General features: G+C 35.6%; 16 protein-coding genes. 13 read left to right on the forward strand and 3 right to left on the reverse strand.

What is annotated here, in order from left to right; all coding sequences use genetic code 11:
• Positions 1-145 precede the first annotated feature (145 nt).
• Positions 146-460 (forward strand): hypothetical protein, encoded by a 315-nt coding sequence (locus Cop2CBH44_RS10915; RefSeq protein ID WP_021929794.1) that lies wholly within the window; start codon positions 146-148, stop codon positions 458-460.
• A gap of 12 nt (positions 461-472) precedes the next feature.
• Here Cop2CBH44_RS10915 and Cop2CBH44_RS10920 read toward each other — a convergent pair whose 3' ends face one another.
• Positions 473-1,357, reverse strand: a complete 885-nt coding sequence (locus tag Cop2CBH44_RS10920) for a helix-turn-helix domain-containing protein (protein ID WP_021929793.1) — start codon at positions 1,355-1,357, stop codon at positions 473-475.
• Between the two features lie 47 nt (positions 1,358-1,404).
• Positions 1,405-2,457 carry a tRNA 2-thiouridine(34) synthase MnmA gene (gene mnmA, locus Cop2CBH44_RS10925; RefSeq protein WP_200754805.1) on the reverse strand — a complete coding sequence of 351 codons (1,053 nt, stop codon included), beginning with the start codon at positions 2,455-2,457 and terminating at the stop codon, positions 1,405-1,407.
• Positions 2,458-2,539: 82 nt separating this feature from the next.
• Between mnmA and Cop2CBH44_RS10930 the strand changes: the two genes are divergently transcribed.
• Positions 2,540-3,262 carry an HAD family hydrolase gene (locus tag Cop2CBH44_RS10930; RefSeq protein WP_021929792.1) on the forward strand — a complete coding sequence of 241 codons (723 nt, stop codon included), beginning with the start codon at positions 2,540-2,542 and terminating at the stop codon, positions 3,260-3,262.
• On the opposite strand, the gene Cop2CBH44_RS10935 is transcribed toward Cop2CBH44_RS10930, so the two are convergent.
• On the reverse strand, positions 3,243-4,463 hold the full coding sequence (locus Cop2CBH44_RS10935) for a M16 family metallopeptidase (protein ID WP_021929791.1): 1,221 nt from the start codon (positions 4,461-4,463) through the stop codon (positions 3,243-3,245). The genes Cop2CBH44_RS10930 and Cop2CBH44_RS10935 overlap by 20 nt on opposite strands.
• A 407-nt stretch (positions 4,464-4,870) precedes the next feature.
• On the opposite strand from Cop2CBH44_RS10935, the gene Cop2CBH44_RS10940 reads away from it, so the two are divergent.
• From Cop2CBH44_RS10940 to Cop2CBH44_RS10990, 11 genes are all read left to right on the forward strand, one after another.
• Positions 4,871-7,783, forward strand: coding sequence for a TonB-dependent receptor domain-containing protein (locus tag Cop2CBH44_RS10940; RefSeq protein WP_200754806.1), 2,913 nt, complete (start codon positions 4,871-4,873; stop codon positions 7,781-7,783).
• Positions 7,784-7,804: 21 nt separating this feature from the next.
• Positions 7,805-9,010, forward strand: coding sequence for a DUF4876 domain-containing protein (locus Cop2CBH44_RS10945; RefSeq protein WP_021929789.1), 1,206 nt, complete (start codon positions 7,805-7,807; stop codon positions 9,008-9,010).
• Positions 9,011-9,033: 23 nt separating this feature from the next.
• Entirely contained in the window at positions 9,034-10,593 is a 1,560-nt protein-coding gene (locus Cop2CBH44_RS10950) for a DUF6850 family outer membrane beta-barrel protein (RefSeq protein WP_200754807.1), read from the forward strand.
• 26 nt (positions 10,594-10,619) lie between these two features.
• A complete protein-coding gene (locus tag Cop2CBH44_RS10955) occupies positions 10,620-12,800 on the forward strand; it encodes a hypothetical protein (protein ID WP_021929787.1) in 2,181 nt (726 codons plus the stop codon).
• Between the two features lie 119 nt (positions 12,801-12,919).
• The gene (locus Cop2CBH44_RS10960) at positions 12,920-13,474 is read left to right on the forward strand and encodes an LOG family protein (RefSeq protein ID WP_021929786.1); all 555 of its coding nucleotides are present in this window, start codon (positions 12,920-12,922) and stop codon (positions 13,472-13,474) included.
• Between the two features lie 6 nt (positions 13,475-13,480).
• Positions 13,481-14,098 carry an SIS domain-containing protein gene (locus tag Cop2CBH44_RS10965; RefSeq protein ID WP_021929785.1) on the forward strand — a complete coding sequence of 206 codons (618 nt, stop codon included), beginning with the start codon at positions 13,481-13,483 and terminating at the stop codon, positions 14,096-14,098.
• A 10-nt stretch (positions 14,099-14,108) separates the two neighbouring features.
• Entirely contained in the window at positions 14,109-15,038 is a 930-nt protein-coding gene (locus Cop2CBH44_RS10970; protein ID WP_021929784.1) for a carbohydrate kinase family protein, read from the forward strand.
• A gap of 116 nt (positions 15,039-15,154) precedes the next feature.
• Positions 15,155-16,216: a tyrosine-protein phosphatase gene (locus tag Cop2CBH44_RS10975; protein WP_021929783.1), complete on the forward strand. Its 1,062-nt coding sequence runs from the start codon at positions 15,155-15,157 to the stop codon at positions 16,214-16,216.
• 221 nt (positions 16,217-16,437) lie between these two features.
• Complete coding sequence (locus Cop2CBH44_RS10980; RefSeq protein ID WP_044226731.1) at positions 16,438-18,189, forward strand: DEAD/DEAH box helicase; 1,752 nt, start codon at positions 16,438-16,440, stop codon at positions 18,187-18,189.
• A gap of 139 nt (positions 18,190-18,328) precedes the next feature.
• Positions 18,329-19,837 carry a GH3 auxin-responsive promoter family protein gene (locus Cop2CBH44_RS10985; protein WP_044227019.1) on the forward strand — a complete coding sequence of 503 codons (1,509 nt, stop codon included), beginning with the start codon at positions 18,329-18,331 and terminating at the stop codon, positions 19,835-19,837.
• A gap of 123 nt (positions 19,838-19,960) precedes the next feature.
• Complete coding sequence (locus Cop2CBH44_RS10990) at positions 19,961-21,352, forward strand: alkaline phosphatase (RefSeq protein ID WP_074024146.1); 1,392 nt, start codon at positions 19,961-19,963, stop codon at positions 21,350-21,352.
• The last annotated feature ends 4 nt before the right edge of the window (positions 21,353-21,356 follow it).

The following is a 21,356-nucleotide window of genomic DNA, read 5'->3' on the forward strand; positions in this document are numbered from 1 at the left end:
TTTCTATACCCCTTTTCTACACGTAAGATTCCAAAAATTACAATCGAATCATTATTTTATAATAAAGTTCCTTCTTTGAAGCGAATTTAGATTATTATACATCTAAATACATATATTATCATCTTCCCGATCATAACCAAGCCTTATGAACACATATTCGTATGATGAAATATCTGCTCTGATAAAAGCTCTCATCGAAATATCTGGGAGCCACACGGGAAATGATTATACAGAACGGCTTATAAAAGAAATTTGTAACCAATGCAACATTTTTCCTAATATCCTGGATATCCTTGATATCGATGTAGTCTCTACCTTTAAACAACTGACAGAAAAGCAAAAAGCAGAATTTAGTTGCTATATTCTCAACTCACTTCGGAATAGCTTAAAAGAAAATAATATTACAGAAGATATTCAAGCCCTCATAAAAATTTATATAAAAGCTTTGTCAACAAAATAAACATCCTTCCAATTATGCATTCAACTTATATTCCCGAGGCGTCATTCCTGTGTATTTTTTAAAAAACTTGCCAAAAAAAGAAGCATTCGGAAAATGAAAATAATCTGCAACCTGCTGCATAGACATGGGAGAAGATCGTAAAACTGATTTTATCCTCAACAATAAAATATGATGTATCCATTCTGCAGCGCTATATCCTGTTAAAGATTTAATATTGGATGATAAATATTTAGAAGTAAGGCTTAACTTTTGCGCATAAAATTCAAGAGCTCTTTCTTCCCGACAATTCAATTCGACCAAACGAAGAAACTCTTTTAACTGTTCCTCTTTTTTAAGACGTTCTTTCTTACCCGAAATATTATGTTCCTGTTGCTCATAAACAGCACATATTTCATACATAGCAATCAATAATATCTCCCTCATAATTTCTTTATGATACGGATGGTCAGTTCTTTCCATCTTATCAGAAAATATTTGCAATGATTGTTGTATTGTATTTAACTCTTCCGAAGGAATGGGAATTACCGGATTATTTTTATTATACAAAAAATATGTAATAGAAATATGTGTATCAAGATTTGAAATAAAATAAGAGCCTATTACAGCAATATATCCAATGAATTCCAGAGAAGATCCCTTATATTCAAATCGATTTCCGGAAAAGAATGTACACAAAGTACCTTTATCCATATGTATAGGGCTAGAGTCTATCTCTATATATAAATCTCCGTCAAAACAAACGATAGCAACACCTCCCGTTTCTTCTTGCAAAGATGCAAAAATAGACGATATATCTGCACTATTTCCAGTTACCATATAGCACTTCGACTGGAAGTCCTTTTCATCGAAAATTTGTCTGCCAAAGTTTTTAGAAACACTATCCTTCGTGTTTTTCATATATCATTTTTTTAATGAATATAAATTCTCAAGAATCACAATGCACTTTACAATGCTTGTTCGATTATTCCTCCTCCAAGTAAACGATCCCCCTTATAAAAAGCAGCAGCTTGTCCCGGAGCAATCGAATGTTCCGGCACACAAAAAAATACTTTTACTTGATTCTTTGATAGCCACTCTACCCTACACGATACAGACTGTTTACGATAACGAATACGGCATATCACCTCCTGATTATCGAAATCTTCTCTCGATACGATATTTACAGCCTTCAATAACATCGTATTACAATATAAGCCTGATAATGGAGACAATCTTATTCTATTTTTTCCCGGAATAATCGCCTGCACATACATCGGAACTTGCAAATTAATGCCAAGGCCTCGACGCTGTCCGATCGTATAGAAAGGATACCCTTCATGTTTCCCAAGTACATGGCCCGATACATCTTCATAAAATCCCACATTGAAGCTACTTTTGGGTACACGGTTTCGAAGAAACGAACGATAATCTCCAGGACAAAAACAAACACCCAAACTATCTTTTTTATCCGCCATCTTTAGTAATCCTTGCTGACGTACGAACTCCCGAACCTGACTTTTAGTAAATCTACCCAAAGGGAAAAGTGCTCGCTTCAGCAAATCCGGTCCTAATCCCCATAAGAAAAAAGACTGATCTTTGTCTTTATCCAACCCAGTATATATATAATTGGAATTATTATATAATTTGTTCCTCACATAATGCCCCGTAGCAATATAAAATATGCCTTTCTCATCTGCAATACGTGCCAAAAGTGGCCATTTGAAAGAATTATTACAAACAATACATGGAACAGGAGTACGGCCAACCATATATTCATTTATAAAATAAGATATTATTTTCTCTTCGAATTCCCGCCTTACATCAAAAATTTGATGCTTTATCCCAAGAATATGAGCCGTATCCCGAGCATCGTCAAGATAGCTTGTATCACCTTCAGGCTCATAAAAACGAAATGTAACACCTATCACTTCATAACCTTCATGTTGCAAGAAAAGGGCTGCTGCAGAACTATCTGTTCCACCACTCATCCCCAATACAACTTTTTCCTTTGATTTCATCCTATTTCTTGAAATAAGCAAAGATAAAAATATTTTGCAAAAAAGTTTTATCTTTGTAAGCTTCTATTAAAAACGATAAAATATGAAAAAATATATAAACACTATATTATTCGATGCAGATGATACACTTTGGGAAAATGAAATATTTTTTAGACAAACAGAACAAGAATTCTGCCTATTACTCGAAAAATTCGGATCCAAAGAGGTTATCTTAAAAACATTACTTAAATCAGAAATAGAAACTTTGCCTATTTATGGTTTCGGCATAAAAGGATTCATGTTAAGCATGATAGATACAGCTCTTCAATTGGGTGGAGAGAATCTGAAAAGTAACATCATATCAAGAATAATGGAATTGGGGAAAGAGCAATTAAGACGTCCTGTAAAAGTCTATGAAGGTGTCGAAGATGTACTCAATTCTTTACAATATTCATATCGTCTCGTTCTGGCAACCAAAGGCGACCCTACAGACCAAAAAAGAAAAATCGAAGCATCTGGATTAAAACCTTATTTTTCTCACATAGAAATAATGCCTGATAAGACAACTCGAAACTACGAAGAGCTATTAAAAAATATCGACTGCTGTCCAAACGAAATCATAATGGTAGGTAATTCTGTAAAATCTGACATTCTACCTATACTACAATTAGGAGGAAGAGGCATTTATATCCCTTGCCATACAACATGGATACACGAAACGGCCGAATGCCCCCAAGAGAGCCCATATTTTAAACAAATACAAAATTTCACTCAAATACCGGAGATACTGCAAACGATGACCGAACTCAATCATAAATCAGCATAGAGAGACTCTTTTCATCAAAAATATCATTGGCCACAGCCAAAATATCCGATGTTGTAACCATCTCCAAACGGTGATAAATCTCATCCATCGAATCGTAACGATTGCAATGCAAAAAAGTTTTACCCAATCCCAAAGCCAAGCTTTCCCGATTATCTGTACCTACACCAATTTGCCCCATAAGCTGCTTTTTGGCCATTGATAGTTGCATTGAAGTAAGACTCTTATCTCTGAATTTTTTCAATTCTTTCTGGATTAACTGGATACATTTATCTGTATTTTTATGATCTGTCCCAAAATAAATTACAAATACTCCTGTATCTGTATAAGATGTCAATGAAGATTCTACAGTATAAACATACCCAGTTCTTTCTCGCAATGAGATGTTCAATCGACTATTCATTCCAGGACCACCTAAAATATTATTAAGTAAATATAAAGCCGTACGCCGTTTATCATATATCGTATAAGCTCTGTTACCTATAAGAACATGCGTCTGGAATGTATCCAATTGCTTTCTTTGACAAAAAGGTATATAATCATCGGGAGAAAACCTCCTATTAAAACTCGTTCGTCCAGGTACACACTTCCAATTTTTAGAGACCAAAGATATAATTTTTTTAAAAGGCGTACTTCCCATCGAAAAGAAAACCATATTCTCCGGACAATAAAATCGGTCAAGAAAATTCCGACCAGAAAAAGAATTGAAATTTAATAAATCTTCTTTATCACCCAATATATTATGACCAAGCGGATGATTCTCAAATAATAAATTTTCAAAATCATCATAAATCAACTCTGAAGGATTGTCTCGGTAAGAATTAATTTCATCAAGTATAACTTCAACCTCCTTCTCTATTTCTGATTGAGGGAAGCAAGAATTCATTACCAAATCTGAAAGTAACTCTATAGCTCTACCCAAATGTTCTTCTAAGAAAACCGAGTAGATGAGAGTCTCCTCCTTTGCCGTATAAGCATTCAACTCTCCTCCAACATTTTCCATTCTATTCAGAATATGTAACGACCGTCGATGAGACGTGCCTTTAAATATCATATGCTCGACAAAATGAGCCAAACCAAATTCATGATTTGATTCATCACGTGTACCGGCATTTACAGCAAAACCGCAATAGGATACCGGAGATAATAATGGCAAATGAACAATACGTAGTCCATTCTCAAGAGTATGCGATTGATAATACATTACAAACCAATTAAAGCTTAAAAGTAATCATTTATAATGAGCAGAACTATAAGTTCAATAAAAAAATACCAACTTTATGGGATTGTTTATTTCCCAACTTCTATCTTTCTTTGTACTCTTCTTAAAAACAAGAAGAAAAATACATTCATAAAACTTTAGATTAATAAAAAATTATAACAAAATGAAGCAAAATAACAGTCATTTATAATAAAACTATTGGATTTTATATTATTTAGTTTTACTTTTGTCCTTTAATCTATCAAAGGAGATACTAAAAACAATTAATCACATTCATTTAATTGCACATATAACAAATATATACGAAAGTTTTTTATTTTAATTATATACTTATAAAATATAATCTTTGGAGCACTTAAAAATTTATATTAAAACAAGAATAATAATAAATGGATGCAACTTTGAATAAAATTTATAAATACATCTTTTTGGTTGTTTCAGTTCTATTCACTTATTTCCTCTTTACAACAACAGCTTCTGCCCAATCTCCTAAAGCAGAAAATAAGCCGGTTTTATATAAATTATCCGGAAAAATAATTAGCTCTGAAAACAATGAACCATTAGAAATGGCCAATATAACTATATCTACAAGTTTATGGGCTACTTCTGATACAAAAGGAAATTTTTCGATACCTCAAATAAAAGCTGGAACTTATGAATATGAGGTGTCTTATCTCGGTTTTGAAAAACAAAAAGGTAAAATTACGGTACAAGGCAATGTCGATAACTTTATCATAAAGCTAAAACCTCTTGGATTAGGATTAAAAGAAGTCGTTGTAACAGCTCAAGAACAAAAAATGGGATCTGCCTCTAAAATAGAGCAAACAGCGATACAACATATACAGCCCAAAAGCGTTGTCGACCTTTTACAACTGTTACCTGGAAATGTAACTCAAAATCCGGATATTAATTCTGTCGCACAAGCAAATATACGAGAAATATCGAGTGATGCAAATAATGCTTTGGGTACTGCAATCATCATGGACGGTGCGCCTGTATCAAACGATGCCAACATGCAAGCATTCTCGACCGCAACTTCAGGGGCCAATTCATCGCAAAAAATGAATTCTATGAATGACCAGACTACCAGCGGTCGGGGTACCGACTTACGTTCCATCTCTCCGGACAATATAGAATCTGTTGAAGTAATTCGAGGCATTCCCTCTGCAGAATATGGAAATCTCACTTCCGGTGTTGTAGTCATCAAAACAAAATCAGGAGCGACACCTCTTGAAGTAAAAGCCAAAGTCGACCCTTCATCAAAAATGTTTTATGCAGGGAAAGGATTCAATCTGAAAAACAAAGGGGGAGCAATAAACATAGCCGCCGACTATTCCCAATCATACTCTGATATTCGCAAAAAATATACCGGTTATGATCGCATTACAGGGAACTTAGGATATTCCAATGTATTTATGTCACAATCTCACCCTCTAAGTCTGAACTTAAAGCTATCTTATTTCCGTAATTTATATAGTGAAAAACAAGACCCGCAACTTCTTTCTGAAGAAAGAATAAAAAACAATAACGAAGGTTGGCGATTCAACGCGGAAGGAAACTGGAGACTCAACCAAAGCTGGATATCCAATCTTTCTTACAGTTTCATGGCCCAATACAGCCATCAATCCGACTTTTCAAAAATGCTTTCCGGGTCATCGGTTATGCCCTACTCCTCTTCATATGTATCTGGAGAATTTGTCGTCCCGTTCCTTCCCAGTGGATATTACAGTGAATATACACTTGACGGTAAACCAATCGATATTTTCGGGCAATTAAAAGCAAACAAAATATTCCAATTCTCTTCTGAAACCTATACCAATATAAAATTGGGCATAGAATGGAGAACAAACGGTAATAAAGGAAACGGATTAACATACAAAGACGGGTTGCCTCCATCAACTGGGAGCGGACAAGCTACTCGTCCCCGATCGTTCAAATCGATTCCGATGATGAACAATCTATCCATATTCTTAGAAGATAAGGCCGTATTGCGAATGAAATCAACATTATTAACTCTCCAAGCCGGTGTAAGAACTTCGACTTTGTTCGTCGACGAAAATCAAGCCAAGAGAGGAAATATCACCACAATAGAACCTCGTATAAATATCGATTATCAAATATTGAATCGAAGGAATAATAAAATATTCAATGACCTAAGTATTGTTGGAGGATTTGGTATATCATCCAAAGCACCTACCATGCTATATCTGTACCCTAATCCTACTTATTTCGATGACATTTGCTTCAATAGTTACAGTAGTGACCCGGCCAAGCAACTGGCTGTAATGAATACGTTAGCTATTGAAAACACAGCAAATGCAAATTTAAAACCGGCAACCAGCAAAAAATTTGAAATCGGACTAGCCGGGAAAATAAAAAAAATAAGTGGAAATATTACTTTCTTTTATGAAAAACATTCTAATGAATTTTCATTCAACAGTGTACCCCTTACCTCAGAATACACTAAATATAAAGTGCCCACCGGAACAACCCCATCATATCGAAATGGAGCTGTCTACTATACCGATGCAACTGGTGGTACTTTCCCAGCCGGAGCAGAATTAGATACCATGATTTATACTTATGGTACTCCTTCCAATTCCGGCAAAACAATAAAAAAAGGAGTAGAATACAGTCTCAACCTTGGACAAATCAGAGCATTGAAAACAAGTATCGTCGTCGATGGAGCATGGTTTTATATAAAAAGGACTTCGGAACAAGCTTATTATTCTTATGCCGGAGGCACTCTGAACGGAAAACGATATCCATTTCTCGCTTTGATGCCTGCGGGTAGTGGAAATATAAGCCAAAGAATCAATACCAATTTCAGATTTATCACACACATACCCTCTCTGAAAATGGTTTTTTCAACTACTGCACAAGTGGTATGGTACCAAAGCGACCAACGAATATATAAAGATAGTAATGGAAATGACGTTTTCTATCAGCGAACTGTAAAAAACGGGAATGAAGACATCACTAAATATTTTATTGACCCTATCGGCTTCTATGACAAAAAATTGGACTTCATTTCTTGGCAACCAGAATTCAGGGACAATTCCGACTATGAGCGTATGATGTCCATTTTTGCCAATAGATATTATTATGACAAAGAGGTGTATCCTCCGACAATTATGTTGAATTTCAGACTAACTAAAGAATTCGGAAAATTCATGGAATTATCATTCATGGCAAACAATTTCCTGAAACTTACAAAAACCTATAAAACAGAAGTTTTCGGAGGATATAAAGACTTAATCACACCGTTATACTTCGGAGCAGAAATAAAAATAAAAATTTAATTATTCACTAAAATAAATGTTATGAAAAAAATCTTATTTTACATTTTACCATTACTCGCCATACTGGCTGTAGTATCTTGTAGTGATGACGATGAAAAAGTCGCAAAAAATGCGACACTGAGCATAACCCTGAAGTTCCCCGAAGGCTATACTTCTGCAGACCTTAGCGAGACATCTGTAAAAGTAACAAATACTCAAACTTCGCAGACTTATGACGCGACAAAAGGAGACAACGATAAATACAGTGTCGTAGTACCTTCGGGAGAATACCAAATTTCCGTATCCGGACAACTTCCAGGCCATATAAGCTTAAATGGATTGACTAATGTATCTGTATATGCAGATACCGAAGCTACTGTTACATTAAGTAAAGGGAATTTTAGTGGTCTTATTTTTAAAGAAATATACTACTCTAAAGTAAAGAAAAACGGAAAAACACCATATAATGATGAATTTTACGAATTATATAATAATTCAGACGAAGTTGTTTATCTTGACAATGTTATTTTTGGTGTATTAGAAGGGACTCAAGGAATATTACCATCAGGTTGGATGGAAAACGGGGAATTAATGAAGATATGTGCATTGACCAGCTATATAACCGCTTTCCCCGGAAATGGAACAGACCACCCTCTACAACCTGGTAAAAGTGTTGTTATCGCAACTAAAGCTATGAACCATAAAGATGACCCTAATGGTTGCCCTGAATCACCTGTAAATTTAGAAAATGCTGACTGGGAAATATATGTAGGCGATTATAATCAAAAAGATGTAGATAATCCGGATGTTCCGAATATGAACATTATCAAACAAATAGGCTCTGTCTTAGTAGATTTCCAAGTTCCTTATACAGGAAATGCGATTATCATTGCCCGTTTACCACAAGGTACAGACTTAAACGCTTTTGCTAATGATGAATCAAACTTAATGACAAACCCGGCTTCAACAGCAGCAACCAAATATTTAATTATTCCTCAAGAATATGTTCTGGACGGAGTAGATATCGTAAATACAAACGCCAGCAAACGGGTAAAACGTTTACGTCCTGAGATTGACGCAGGTACTATCCATAATACAACAGACTATTGCGGACTGAGTATCAGACGTAAAGTTCATGAAATAAAAGACGGACGTGTCATTTACCAAGATACGAACAACTCTGAAAATGACTTTTTAATTGACCAAGTACCTACTCCGGGTATTCACCCAACAAGCGTAGACAATTAAAACAATGTTTATTAAAACCATATATGTTCCTTAAACATAAAATATTGACATTATTTGGTATTGCTTTGTTTCCGGTAGCATTATCGGCATCATCAGATGCCGATAATAACCGGCAACGGCAATATAAAGATATTCTATATTTAGAAAACATCCGATATGGAATAGATAATCCCACTTCTGTATCATATTCCCCTCTCAACCATACCGCAGACATCAAAATAGGTTATAACTATAAAAAAGGCGATTTCGTCAACATAGATAAATCTCCTAAAGAAAAAACTCTATTTATAGATATGTCTGGTACTAAGAAATTAAAAAAAACAGCTTTTGAAGGAGGCATCGGATACCAAAATACCATCGAATATGACCGTAGATGGAACAGTACCCTATATATTGCCTCTGATAATCCGTTTATTTTAGCAGATTCGGTACGTAGTAAGTATAATGTTGAGAAATTTATATTGAATGGTGGATTTTCTTGGGATGCTCTCTCCTTTATGAAGTTCGGTATCAAAGCTCACTATGAAGTCGGTAGTTCAGCTGACCAAACCGACCCTCGTCCTGACACAAAAGGTATGCGCTTCAATATTACTCCGGGTTTAGATTTTAAGTTATCAGAAAAATTAAATATAGGAGTTTCATTAGGTGGCCGATTACTGAATGAAGAAATTAAATACACAAATGTTGTTGGAACTACCAATTACAATTTCTTTCTGATGAATGGCCTTGGCTGTTTCTATCTTCAAAATGGAACTTCATACCAACGCCGCTACAAAGGAAGTGGCTGGTATGGCAATCTTCAACTTATGTGGGACAATCATTCTTTTCTAAGCAATATTGTGAGTTTAGGAATAGACAAAAATTCTGAAAGAGCTGAAGATGGAGGGACACAGCGCCTATTTATCGGAGGGAAATACAACCGTACCCAATACGATATATATGACAGATTTTCCATTCTACATGAAAATAGTGCGCACAACATAACGATTTCCGCATCCATCCATCAAATCGACGGAATATGGTATGACCAAAAAAGTGTAACTAACGACAATGGCCAAACATATTGGGAGATTGTAAACAGCTCTATTAAACATAAAGAAGATCGGTTAGAAGGAACTCTAAAGTATAGATTCGATTTATTACGACATTCCGTCCCGACTTTAACAGTAAATACAGGAATAAATTTTGTACAATCAAAAACTACTAATTATCCTGACATATACTTACAAAAATATAATAACCTGACTATCAACGCAGATATATCAAAACATTTTTCTATTAAAAAAAGCCTTTTGACTATAACTTTTTCCGGAAATTACAAGTTCAATTTATCGTCATCTCTTTATTCCGATGGCATAACTTTAGCCGAACAATATACAATCCCTATGTTTGATTATTTAACAGCTAATCATTATGGAATTTACGGAAAAATCGAAAGTAAAATTCCATTGAACATACAAAAACTACAATCATATATAGGTATTTACTTACAAGGCTCGACCCAGCAGTATATCGGGAAAAGCATCCATTACTCAAATACATCTTATAATCAAATAGAAGGAGGGATACAATTTCTCTTTTAGAAACCGTAACTATAAAAAATCAAATAATGAACAAGTCACGTATTATCCTATTATGCATATTATCGGTTCTGACTTTTATGAACATATCGGCCAAGAATCGAGGCTTTGCTATTTTTATCGATCCTATCAGTTATAAAAAAGTTCGTCCGGAAGTGGAACAGTATGCCCAGTCTATAGAAAAACAAGGACTAAAAACTTTTATAATCGAAGACAAATGGGGCATACCAGATTCCATCAGAGCATGTATACTTCAATTATATACACAAAAAAATTATCCTATCGAAGGTGCAGTATTCATTGGTGATATACCCATCCCCATGATAAGAGATGCGCAGCATATGACAACAGCATTTAAAGTAAATCAAAATCTTAAAAATTTTGAGCGTACAGCTGTCCCTTCTGACAGATTCTACGATGACTTGAATCTCAAATTCACATTCATTCAGCAAGACAAAAAGAAACCAAATTTATTCTATTATTCTCTAAATGCAGACTCTCCCCAACGTTTGGAACCAGTAATATACTCTGGAAGAATAAAGCCAGGAGATACACCAACAACATCAAAATACGAAAGATTGAAAGCATATCTTCAAAAAGTTGTCAGATTAAAAGAAGAACAAAATAAGGTTGATCAATTACTTTATTTTAGTGGTCAGGGATATAATTCTGAATCTCAATTGGCCCGTATTGATGAAAAAGAATCTTACTACGAATATTTCCCTTGGTTGAAACAACAGCGCAATGGCATACAGCATATAGACCATTTACGCGATAATTTTATCAAATATCGCATGATGGCAGAAATACAACGTAATGATTTGGACATAGCAATTTTGCACCACCACGGAGCTCCGGGTAAAGAGTATCTTAATAGATACCCTGTACCACGTAATGCAAAAGACAACCTCGAATCAGCAAAAATATTTTTCCGATCAAAAATCCGTTCTGCCGTAGACCGCAAAACACCTGCTGATACTGCTATTGCATACTATGTAAGAGAATATGACGTCCCCAAAGACTGGTTCGATGACATATTTACTAAAGCCTCTATCGACAGTGATTCCATCAGAGATTATCAACTCGACCTTCATATCGAAGATTTCGATACATATAAGCCAAATGCAAGAATTGTACTATTAGATGCATGTTTCAATGGTGCGTTTAACAATGATCGCTACATAGCAGGAGAATACATCTTCAACTCAGGAAATACCGTAGTTGCAATTGCCAATAGCGTAAATGTGTTACAAGATAAATGGACAGACCGTAATCTTGGACTTTTAGGATTAGGAATGCGTATAGGAAATATGACGAAATACAATCCATATCTCGAATCCCATACTATTGGAGATCCGACTTATTCATTTTCATCTTATGACGCATCTATCAATATCAATAAAGTACTGGCCGAAAGAAATATCGGATATTGGAAAAAACAGTTAAAAAGCCAGTATCCAGCCATGCAATTAATGGCAATACAACAAATTGCTCAAAATGGTAATTGTTCTGATTTTCTTCTGAGTACATTCAAGACCAACCCCAATTATATTGTACGTTTAGGATGTATGATGGAATTATCTCGTTATGACGATGACAATTTTGTTTCTTGCCTGGAATTGGCAACTGAAGATAGTTACGAGCTGATACAACGTTTGGGATGTATATTGGTAGGCAAGAATGGAGATCCTCGCTTGATTCCAGCAGTTATTCGTTCTTTGATAAGAAACAACAACGGAAAACGTGTTGAATTCCAACTCAAATCGGCAATGGGAATGTTCGAAACCGAACCATTACTTGCCGAGTTCGAAAAACAATTTGCAGAATGTTCTATATATTTGAATAAAGCAGAGAAAAAAGCATACTTCGAAGACTTCATCCGTTATGCAGCTGGACGATGGGATGAAAATGTACAAGTACTTTCAAATCGGGATTCTAAACCTAAAGACGTTCTGTTCTGTATACGCTCTATCAGGAATAACCCCATTCATGCAGAACTACCATTCCTTATCGATTTTTTCCAAAATTGTAATAATGAAGAATATCAACTTTTATTAGCTGAAGTATTTGGCTGGTTCGAATTATCATATAAATCACCCGAACTTCTTCAAGAACTTTTAAAAATAAGCCAAGACAATAAATACTCGGAAAAAGTCAGAAATGAAGCTTTGAAGTCAGTAAACAGACTTACCCACCGAAAACACGAATAAAAAAATAAACACTTTACAGATGGTACAAATGTATCATCTGTAATTTTTTATAAATAATTTTATACATTTTCCTTTTTAAAGAGAAAAATATATCTTCGTCCTCCAAAAAAACAATATTAATGATAAAAAATATCGGCGTTTTTTGTGCTTCTGGAAATCAAATAAACCATCAATATTTTGATGAAGCAGCTGTCTTAGGAGATTGGATAGGGAAAACCGGTCGTACATTAGTTTACGGTGGAGCAAATATTGGACTAATGGAAGAAACAGCTCAACATGTCAAAAAACATGAAGGAAAAATTATCGGAATAATCACTTACAAAATCTGTACACTCGGGAAAAAGAGCTCTCTACCTGATCAGCAGATTGTCGTAAACGATTTGAACGAACGGAAACAAAAGATGATCGACTTAGCGGATATTTTTATCGCACTTCCGGGAGGATTCGGTACTCTGGATGAAATATTTACCGTAATTGCCTCTGCTCAACTGGAATATCATCAAAAACATGTTATATTTTGTAATACAAACGGGTTTTATAACAACCTTCTCAATCAAATTGAAATATTTTACAAGCAGCGTTTTGCCTCTGAAAAGTATCTTAATAATTATACAGTAGCAAAAAACATAAGCGAATGTATCACTATTATTGAAAATATAGAATCAAAACAATAACGAACAATGTCATCTAAAGAAAATATCCGATCTATTTTGCAAAGAGAAGCTGATGCAATTTTAAATATCCCAATCACTGACGAATTCGATAAAGCTGTTGCCTTAATCGTTGATAAAGTACATTTGAAAAAAGGAAAATTAGTGACGAGTGGCATGGGCAAAGCAGGCCAAATCGCCATGAACATTGCAACCACATTCTGTTCGACAGGAATTCCCGCCGTATTCTTACATCCCAGTGAAGCTCAACACGGAGATTTAGGAGTCCTTCAAGAAAATGATATTATGCTCGTAATCTCCAATTCTGGAAAGACTAGAGAAATACTGGAATTGTTAACATTAGCCACACGGTTGAGACCAGATATCCAATTTATCGTCATCACAGGAAATAAAGACAGCGAGTTAGCCCAAAAAGCTAATGTATGTCTTTTTACAGGAGGCCCGGAAGAAGTATGTCCTTTGAAACTGACACCAACAACATCCACAACCATGATGACTGTCATCGGAGATATTCTTGTCGTAAGTACAATGGAGGCGACAGGGTTTGACTGTAAGCAATATGCATTGCGCCACCATGGCGGATATCTGGGACAACTATCCCGACAACAAAGTCTCGATAAAGAATAAATAAAAGAATATGCGTAAAGTAATTGGTATAGGAGAAACGATACTTGACATTATCTTCAAAAACAACCAGCCGACAAAAGCATTGCCCGGAGGTTCTGTATTTAATGCTATGATATCTTTAGGGCGTCTGCATACTCCGGTCTGTTTCATCACAGAATTAGGCCAAGACAGAGTTGGAGAAATGATTCAAAATTTTATGCACGAGAATAATGTAACAACTGAATATGTAGATATATTCTGTGATGGCAAATCTCCTGTTTCCCTCGCATTTCTCAAAGAAGATAACAAGACTGAATATATGTTCTATAATCAGTATCCGGAAAGCCGACTCAATGTTGTATGGCCACGAATTGATGCCGATGACATTCTTATTTTAGGTTCATATTATTCGATAAATCCATCTTTGCGTTCAAGAATAGCGGAGTTTCTCGAATACGCCCAAACCCGCAAGGCTATTATCTATTATGATCCTAACTTCAGAAAACCACATGCTCACGAAGCAATGAAAGTCATGCCGGCTGTTCTCGAAAACCTTGAATATGCAGACTTGGTAAAAGGCTCCGATGAAGATTTTGAAAATCTTTTCCATATTACCGATGGGAACAAAATCTATAAAGACAAAATAAAATTTTATTGCCCAAACTTCATTTATACCCGAGGAGAAAGAGGAGTTGAACTATTTACCCAAAGCGAACATGTCCATTATGATGTACCGCATATCACACCCATAAGTACAATAGGAGCCGGTGACAGCTTCAATGCCGGTATCATTTTCGGACTATTAAAAAACAACATTACCAGAGAACAACTTTACGAGCTACCTCAAAACGAATGGGATACAATCATAAAAAATGGTATAGATTTTGCTACGGATGTCTGCTTGTCTTATGACAATTACATTTCCTCAACATTTGCAAAAAAATATATTCTAAACGATTAATATTTCGCAAAATATAAGAGATAATGGTCCTATATATTTAAAATAATACAACACAATATCGCATTATACCTCATGATATATATATTTGTAATAAATATTATTCATCGAGAGACTTTATGCTGAAATACACTTATTCACTATTACTATTTATTTTATCAGTTTCCTGTTCTTCATCACGACCCGAAATTGAAGTAGCTTGTGAAGCTGTCGATAATTTTGAATATTTAATCAAATGGGATGTATACCCGATGGTCCAAGGGACCGTAAAAATATATAACTCCTCTGATCCTGAAAATTTTGATACAAAGAAGGAACCCATAGCTGAATCTCCTATCTCAGATCAAGCAGCTCGAGTTAAAATAAACCCAAATCTGCACCGTCAATATTTTTTAGTACGTTTTGATGATAAATATGACATGGTTACCGCAACACGAGCTCCTCAATTAAATTACATACAAAATTTTCGGGATATAGGCGGATATAGAAACAATCATCAAAAATATATTCGCTGGGGCATGATATACCGAGCAGGTAGCTTAGATTCTATGGATTATTTAAGTACAAAACGTCTTAATTTAATGGGTATTCGAACACTTATAGACTTCAGAAATCTCGAAAATTTTAGAACCCCTCCAGGAACCCTACACTTAGAGAATGTTATAAATTTACCTCTTTCCTTGCCTTGTGAAACTCCCTTATGCGACAAAATAAAAAACAACGAATTACTCCGTGGTGATGCCATTATATTTATGCAAGACCTCAACCTAGAACTGTCCGAAAAGGCAAAAAGTACTTATAAATCAATGTTCAACCAACTTATTGTTGAAGATAATTATCCCATCATTATCAGTGGTGATTTAGGCAAAGATTATGTAGGTTTTGCTATTGCACTTATTATGGTAGCCTTAGATATGCCTAAAGATGTCATTTTATACGACTACCTACTGTCCAATACCTATTTAAATAAAAGAAACGTCAGCTTAGACTGCCACAAATATCCAGTACATGTACAAGAAGCCATAACTACCTTACTGTCGGCAGACGAACGTTATTTATCATGCGGTTTAGAAAAAATTATCAGAGATTATGGCAGCATTACAAAATATCTCGAAAAAGAGCTTGGAGTGACACAGGAAAAACGTAATAAACTACGCCAGATATTACTTCAAAGTAAATAAACAGGCATAACAGTACATACTATTCAGCTATAAATTAAACAAATTCAGTTAAAATATTGCACTGGATAATAAGGATGCGAATATTTATACTTACCTTTGCCGGCACAAAAAATATCTTTAGATACATTATAGACGATTTATTCCCCTACATACAATTATTACTTTAAGGCGGAAAGGTTCTTTGCTATAACTCTAAAGTTATAACAAGCAATTATTATTAAATGAAAACATTCGAAGAATTAGGAATTTGCCCGGTGATTCTAAAAGCAATAACCGAGATGGGTTATGAGAATCCAATGCCAGTACAAGAAGAAGTAATCCCCCATTTATTGAGCGAAAATACAGATATGGTAGCATTGGCTCAGACTGGTACTGGAAAAACGGCAGCATTTGGGTTACCTGTTATCCAAAAAATAAATATAAAAACCAATCAACCTCAGGCTCTTATTCTAAGCCCGACTCGAGAATTATGCCTTCAGATAGCCAGTGATCTGACTGATTACTCAAAATATATCGATGGATTAAAAATTCTTCCTGTATATGGAGGTTCTAGCATCGAAAGCCAAATCAGGACTCTAAAAAAAGGAGTACATATAGTCGTAGCTACTCCCGGACGGCTTCTTGATTTGATGAATAGAAAAATGGTAAAACTGGAAAATGTCAATACCGTAATTATGGACGAAGCCGACGAAATGCTTAACATGGGTTTCTCCGATAGTATCAATGCGATATTGGCAGAAGTACCGGAGAACCGAAGCATGCTCCTCTTCTCTGCCACTATGCCCGCCGAGATTGCCCGCATATCAAAAAAATATATGCACAATCCGAAAGAAATAGTTATCGGGAGCAAAAACGAAGGCGCAAAAAATGTGAAACATGTTTATTACATGGTACATGCCAAAGACAAATATTTGGCTTTAAAAAGAATTGCAGACTATTATCCCAGTATATATGGTATTATATTTTGCCGTACACGACGCGAAACCCAAGAAATAGCAGACCAGCTAATACAAGACGGGTATAATGCTGATTCTTTACATGGAGAATTATCCCAAGCACAAAGGGATGCTGTCATGCAAAAATTCAGAATAAAAAATTTACAATTACTTGTAGCCACTGACGTTGCTGCCCGAGGTCTCGATGTAGATAACTTGACACATGTTATCAACTACGGACTACCTGAAGATATAGAAACATACACACACCGCAGTGGACGTACCGGCCGAGCTGGGAAAACTGGTACTTCAATAGCAATCATTCATGTCAAAGAAAAAGGCCGGATGAAAGAAATTGAACGTATAATCGGGAAGAAATTCGAAAAAGGGTATATTCCCACCGGCAAACAAATATGCGAAAAACAACTTTTCAACTTAGTCGATAGGATCGAAAAAGTCAAAGTAAATGAGGATGAAATCGCCTCATATCTGTCTCCCATATTCCGTAAATTGGAATGGCTCAGTAATGAAGATTTGATAAAACGGGTAGTTTCCCTTGAATTCAATCGTCTGCTTGACTATTACGCTGATGCCCAAGAGTTAGACATTCCTGATGAAAGGAGTCGTACCAAAGATAGCAATAGCAATGAAAAGAAACGTAGTAGACGTGCTGAGCCAGGTTTCACCCGGATGTTCATCAACATAGGGAAAACCGACGGTCTATATCCTAATACTCTTATTGACCTCATCAATAGTAATGTACAAGGGCGTGTAACCATTGGGAAAATAGACCTTATGACGAACTTTTCATTTTTTGAAATAGAAGAAAAAGAGGCTCGAAATGTTATAAACGGATTAAAAAATATTGATTTCTTCGGTCGGCGCATATCTGTAGAAGAGGCTTCTAATTCAGGATCTCCCAGAGAATCAAAACGAAAAAATAACGACAGTGCATACCGAGATCGAAAGAATAACCGGCAAGGTAGCAGTGGCCGTCGTAGAAAATACCAAGAATCTTCGTCAAAACGTAGAAGATAAATATAATCTCTATTAAAAAAAGGTCCCATAGCAAATTTTATGGGACCTTTAATATTACCATCAAAAATAATGTATTTGTAGTTGCACAGCTCATATTATTATGTAATTTTGCGTCACATGATATAGAACTTTCATGAAAATGAATACTACTAAACTTTTATCTCATATTTTCAATGCCAGGCAAAAAGAAATTGCCTTATATGGCAAATACGGTTCAAACATCCAAACCGACCAGCTCAAAAAACTTCTAAAAGCAGCAAAAAACACGGAATTGGGACAAAAATTACATTTCTCCAATATTTCCAACTACAGCCAATACTCAGAACAGGTACCCCTAATAACATACGAGGAACTAAAACCTTATGTAAAACGATTACAAAAAGGTGAGACGAATCTTATCTGGCCATCCAAAATACGATGGTTTGCAAAGTCTTCCGGAACAACAAACGATAAAAGTAAATTTATTCCTGTCAGTTATGAAGCTATGCAGGAATGTCATTATCGCGGAGGGAAAGATTGCGTTGCTCTTTATCTACAAATGAATCCCGAAAGTCGTTTTTTTTCCGGAAAAGGTTTGATTTTAGGAGGTAGTCACAATGTAAGTCCGTTATCAGCTCACTGTTACTGTGGCGATTTATCTGCCGTTCTTATACAAAATATCAGTCCTCTTATCAACATGATTCGTGTCCCGAGTAAGAAGATTGCATTGATGTCGGAATGGGAATCTAAGCTTGAAGCTATCTGTCAGTCGACCATGCATTCTCACGTAACCAATCTTTCAGGTGTACCTTCATGGTTTCTTGTTTTGATAAAGTTAATGTTAAAAAAAAGCGGAAAAACATATTTGACTGAAATCTGGCCCGACCTTGAAGTATTTTTTCATGGAGGTATTAGTTTCGATCCCTATCGTACTCAATATGAAGAACTGATACCATCTGCCAAAATGCATTATGTAGAAACATATAACGCATCTGAAGGATTCTTCGCTGTACAAAACGAATCTACTCCGGGGATGTTATTAATGCTCGATCTTGGTATCTTCTACGAATTTATCCCTCTCGAAGAAGTCAACAATGAGCACCCTCGTACTTTACCCATTTGGGATGTTGAAAAAGGGAAAAATTATGCTTTAGTCATCACCACAAACAGTGGACTATGGAGATATCAAACGGGGGATACGGTAAAAATAGTATCGACATCTCCTGTAAAAATTATTATTTCAGGACGCACAAAACATTTCATAAATGCATTTGGAGAAGAACTTATGGTCGACAATGCAGAAAAAGGCTTAGCTAAAGCCTGCTCCGAAACTGGAGCAGTAGTCTCAAACTATACAGCAGCACCCGTATATATGTCTGAAAAAAATAGAGGACGCCACCAATGGCTCATCGAATTCGAAAAAATGCCTCCTTCTTTAGACAATTTCGCAAATACCCTAGATTGTGCATTACAAGCTCTTAATTCGGATTACGAAGCTAAAAGATATAAAGGCATAGCTTTGGACCGATTAGAAGTCATCGTGGCCAGAAAAGGGCTCTTTCACGATTGGTTAAAAGAGAAAGGCAAACTTGGGGGCCAACATAAAGTCCCCAGATTATCCAACCAAAGAGAAAATATAGAAGAAATGTTATCTATGAACCATGAGTAAATGATTATCATATCAATAAATTTAACGAACTATTATTCAAATATCTTCTATTTTCCTGTCTTATAGAGGGAATTTTTTTTATGGAAAAAGAGATGACTTAACGACCTTTAATATATAAATAATATGAATAAGCTTTCTAAATTTTCTCTTCTCGCACTTTTTATTAGCCTGTCATTACCTATATACAGTAAAGGTCCTAAATACATATTCTTCTTTATCGGAGATGGTATGGGATTTGGGCATGTCGAAGCAACCCGACTATTTCTGGACGAAACAAAATCTTCAGAGAATCTTCTCTTTTTGGACTTCCCGATTGTCACCCATGCTGTAACTCAATCTGCTGACCACCGAATCACCGATTCCGCAGCTGCAGCAACCGCTTTAGCAACAGGAAGCAAAACGGCCAATTATACTGTAGGAATGGATTCTTCAAGAACATATGCGCTTACACCTATAAGCAAACAATTAAAAAAAACAGGACGGCAAATCGGGATTATTACTACTGCGACAATTGACCATGCAACTCCTGCCGGCTTCTACGCGACCCAACCAGATAGAAATTTATACTATCAAATCGGGAAACAAGCAGCAGAGAGTGGATTTGATTTTTTCGGAGGAGCTTCATTACTGAAGCCTGTAAACAATAACAACCCTCAGGATATTGATTTATATACTTATTTCAGAAAAATGGGATATACCATATGTAACGACTTTAAAAACTACGATAAATCTGCAAAAAATGGGAAAATTGTTCTATTATATGACACTCTGGGAACAAAACATATTCCCTACGAAATAGACAGAAAATCTGGGACATTATCTTTAAAAGAACTTACTCAAACATGTATAAACCGTTTCATGAATAATCCCAAACAAGGATTTTTCATGATGATAGAAGGGGGTACTATCGACTGGGCTGCACACTCTAACGATGCAGCAACTATGATACAAGAAACCATAGGCTTCAATGAAAGTATAAAAGTTGCGTATGATTTTTATTTAAAACATCCCAAAGAAACACTTATCATCGTTACTGCTGACCATGAAACGGGAGGTATCGGTTTAGGAATAAAAGACAGTAATTTACCAATTTCCCTTCTGCAAAAACAAAAAGTTTCAGAAGAAAACTTATCAAACATATTATATCAACTAAAGGAAAGAAAATCATCCCCCTCTTGGGAAGATGCTAAAGAGATACTAAAAAAGAATCTGGGTCTATGGGAATACATTCCGGTAAGCTATAGTGAAGAAGCAGAACTGATGAGAATATTTGATGCTTCTTTTATCTCAAAAAGAGCAAAAGATATTACAAATCTATACAGCACAGTTGGCCCTCTGACAAATGCTGCAATTTCTCTCATCAATCAGAAAGCCCATATCGGGTGGACATCTAATAATCATACAGGAGCTGTTGTTCCGGTATACGTAATCGGAGCCGAACAAGGACAATTTTCAGGACGACTCGACAATACGGACATCCCGAACACTATACGAAAAATTACGGGAATAAAATAAATTA

The organism is Coprobacter secundus subsp. similis (genome assembly GCF_015097275.1).
Classification (GTDB): domain Bacteria; phylum Bacteroidota; class Bacteroidia; order Bacteroidales; family Coprobacteraceae; genus Coprobacter; species Coprobacter secundus.

Coding starts and splice junctions, on each gene's coding strand:
- Cop2CBH44_RS10915 (WP_021929794.1), top strand. CDS start 146: ATGAACACATATTCGTATGATGAAATATCTGCTCTGATAAAAGCTCTC.
- Cop2CBH44_RS10920 (WP_021929793.1), bottom strand. CDS start 1,357: ATGAAAAACACGAAGGATAGTGTTTCTAAAAACTTTGGCAGACAAATT.
- mnmA (WP_200754805.1), bottom strand. CDS start 2,457: ATGAAATCAAAGGAAAAAGTTGTATTGGGGATGAGTGGTGGAACAGAT.
- Cop2CBH44_RS10930 (WP_021929792.1), top strand. CDS start 2,540: ATGAAAAAATATATAAACACTATATTATTCGATGCAGATGATACACTT.
- Cop2CBH44_RS10935 (WP_021929791.1), bottom strand. CDS start 4,463: ATGTATTATCAATCGCATACTCTTGAGAATGGACTACGTATTGTTCAT.
- Cop2CBH44_RS10940 (WP_200754806.1), top strand. CDS start 4,871: ATGGATGCAACTTTGAATAAAATTTATAAATACATCTTTTTGGTTGTT.
- Cop2CBH44_RS10945 (WP_021929789.1), top strand. CDS start 7,805: ATGAAAAAAATCTTATTTTACATTTTACCATTACTCGCCATACTGGCT.
- Cop2CBH44_RS10950 (WP_200754807.1), top strand. CDS start 9,034: ATGTTCCTTAAACATAAAATATTGACATTATTTGGTATTGCTTTGTTT.
- Cop2CBH44_RS10955 (WP_021929787.1), top strand. CDS start 10,620: ATGAACAAGTCACGTATTATCCTATTATGCATATTATCGGTTCTGACT.
- Cop2CBH44_RS10960 (WP_021929786.1), top strand. CDS start 12,920: ATGATAAAAAATATCGGCGTTTTTTGTGCTTCTGGAAATCAAATAAAC.
- Cop2CBH44_RS10965 (WP_021929785.1), top strand. CDS start 13,481: ATGTCATCTAAAGAAAATATCCGATCTATTTTGCAAAGAGAAGCTGAT.
- Cop2CBH44_RS10970 (WP_021929784.1), top strand. CDS start 14,109: ATGCGTAAAGTAATTGGTATAGGAGAAACGATACTTGACATTATCTTC.
- Cop2CBH44_RS10975 (WP_021929783.1), top strand. CDS start 15,155: ATGCTGAAATACACTTATTCACTATTACTATTTATTTTATCAGTTTCC.
- Cop2CBH44_RS10980 (WP_044226731.1), top strand. CDS start 16,438: ATGAAAACATTCGAAGAATTAGGAATTTGCCCGGTGATTCTAAAAGCA.
- Cop2CBH44_RS10985 (WP_044227019.1), top strand. CDS start 18,329: ATGAATACTACTAAACTTTTATCTCATATTTTCAATGCCAGGCAAAAA.
- Cop2CBH44_RS10990 (WP_074024146.1), top strand. CDS start 19,961: ATGAATAAGCTTTCTAAATTTTCTCTTCTCGCACTTTTTATTAGCCTG.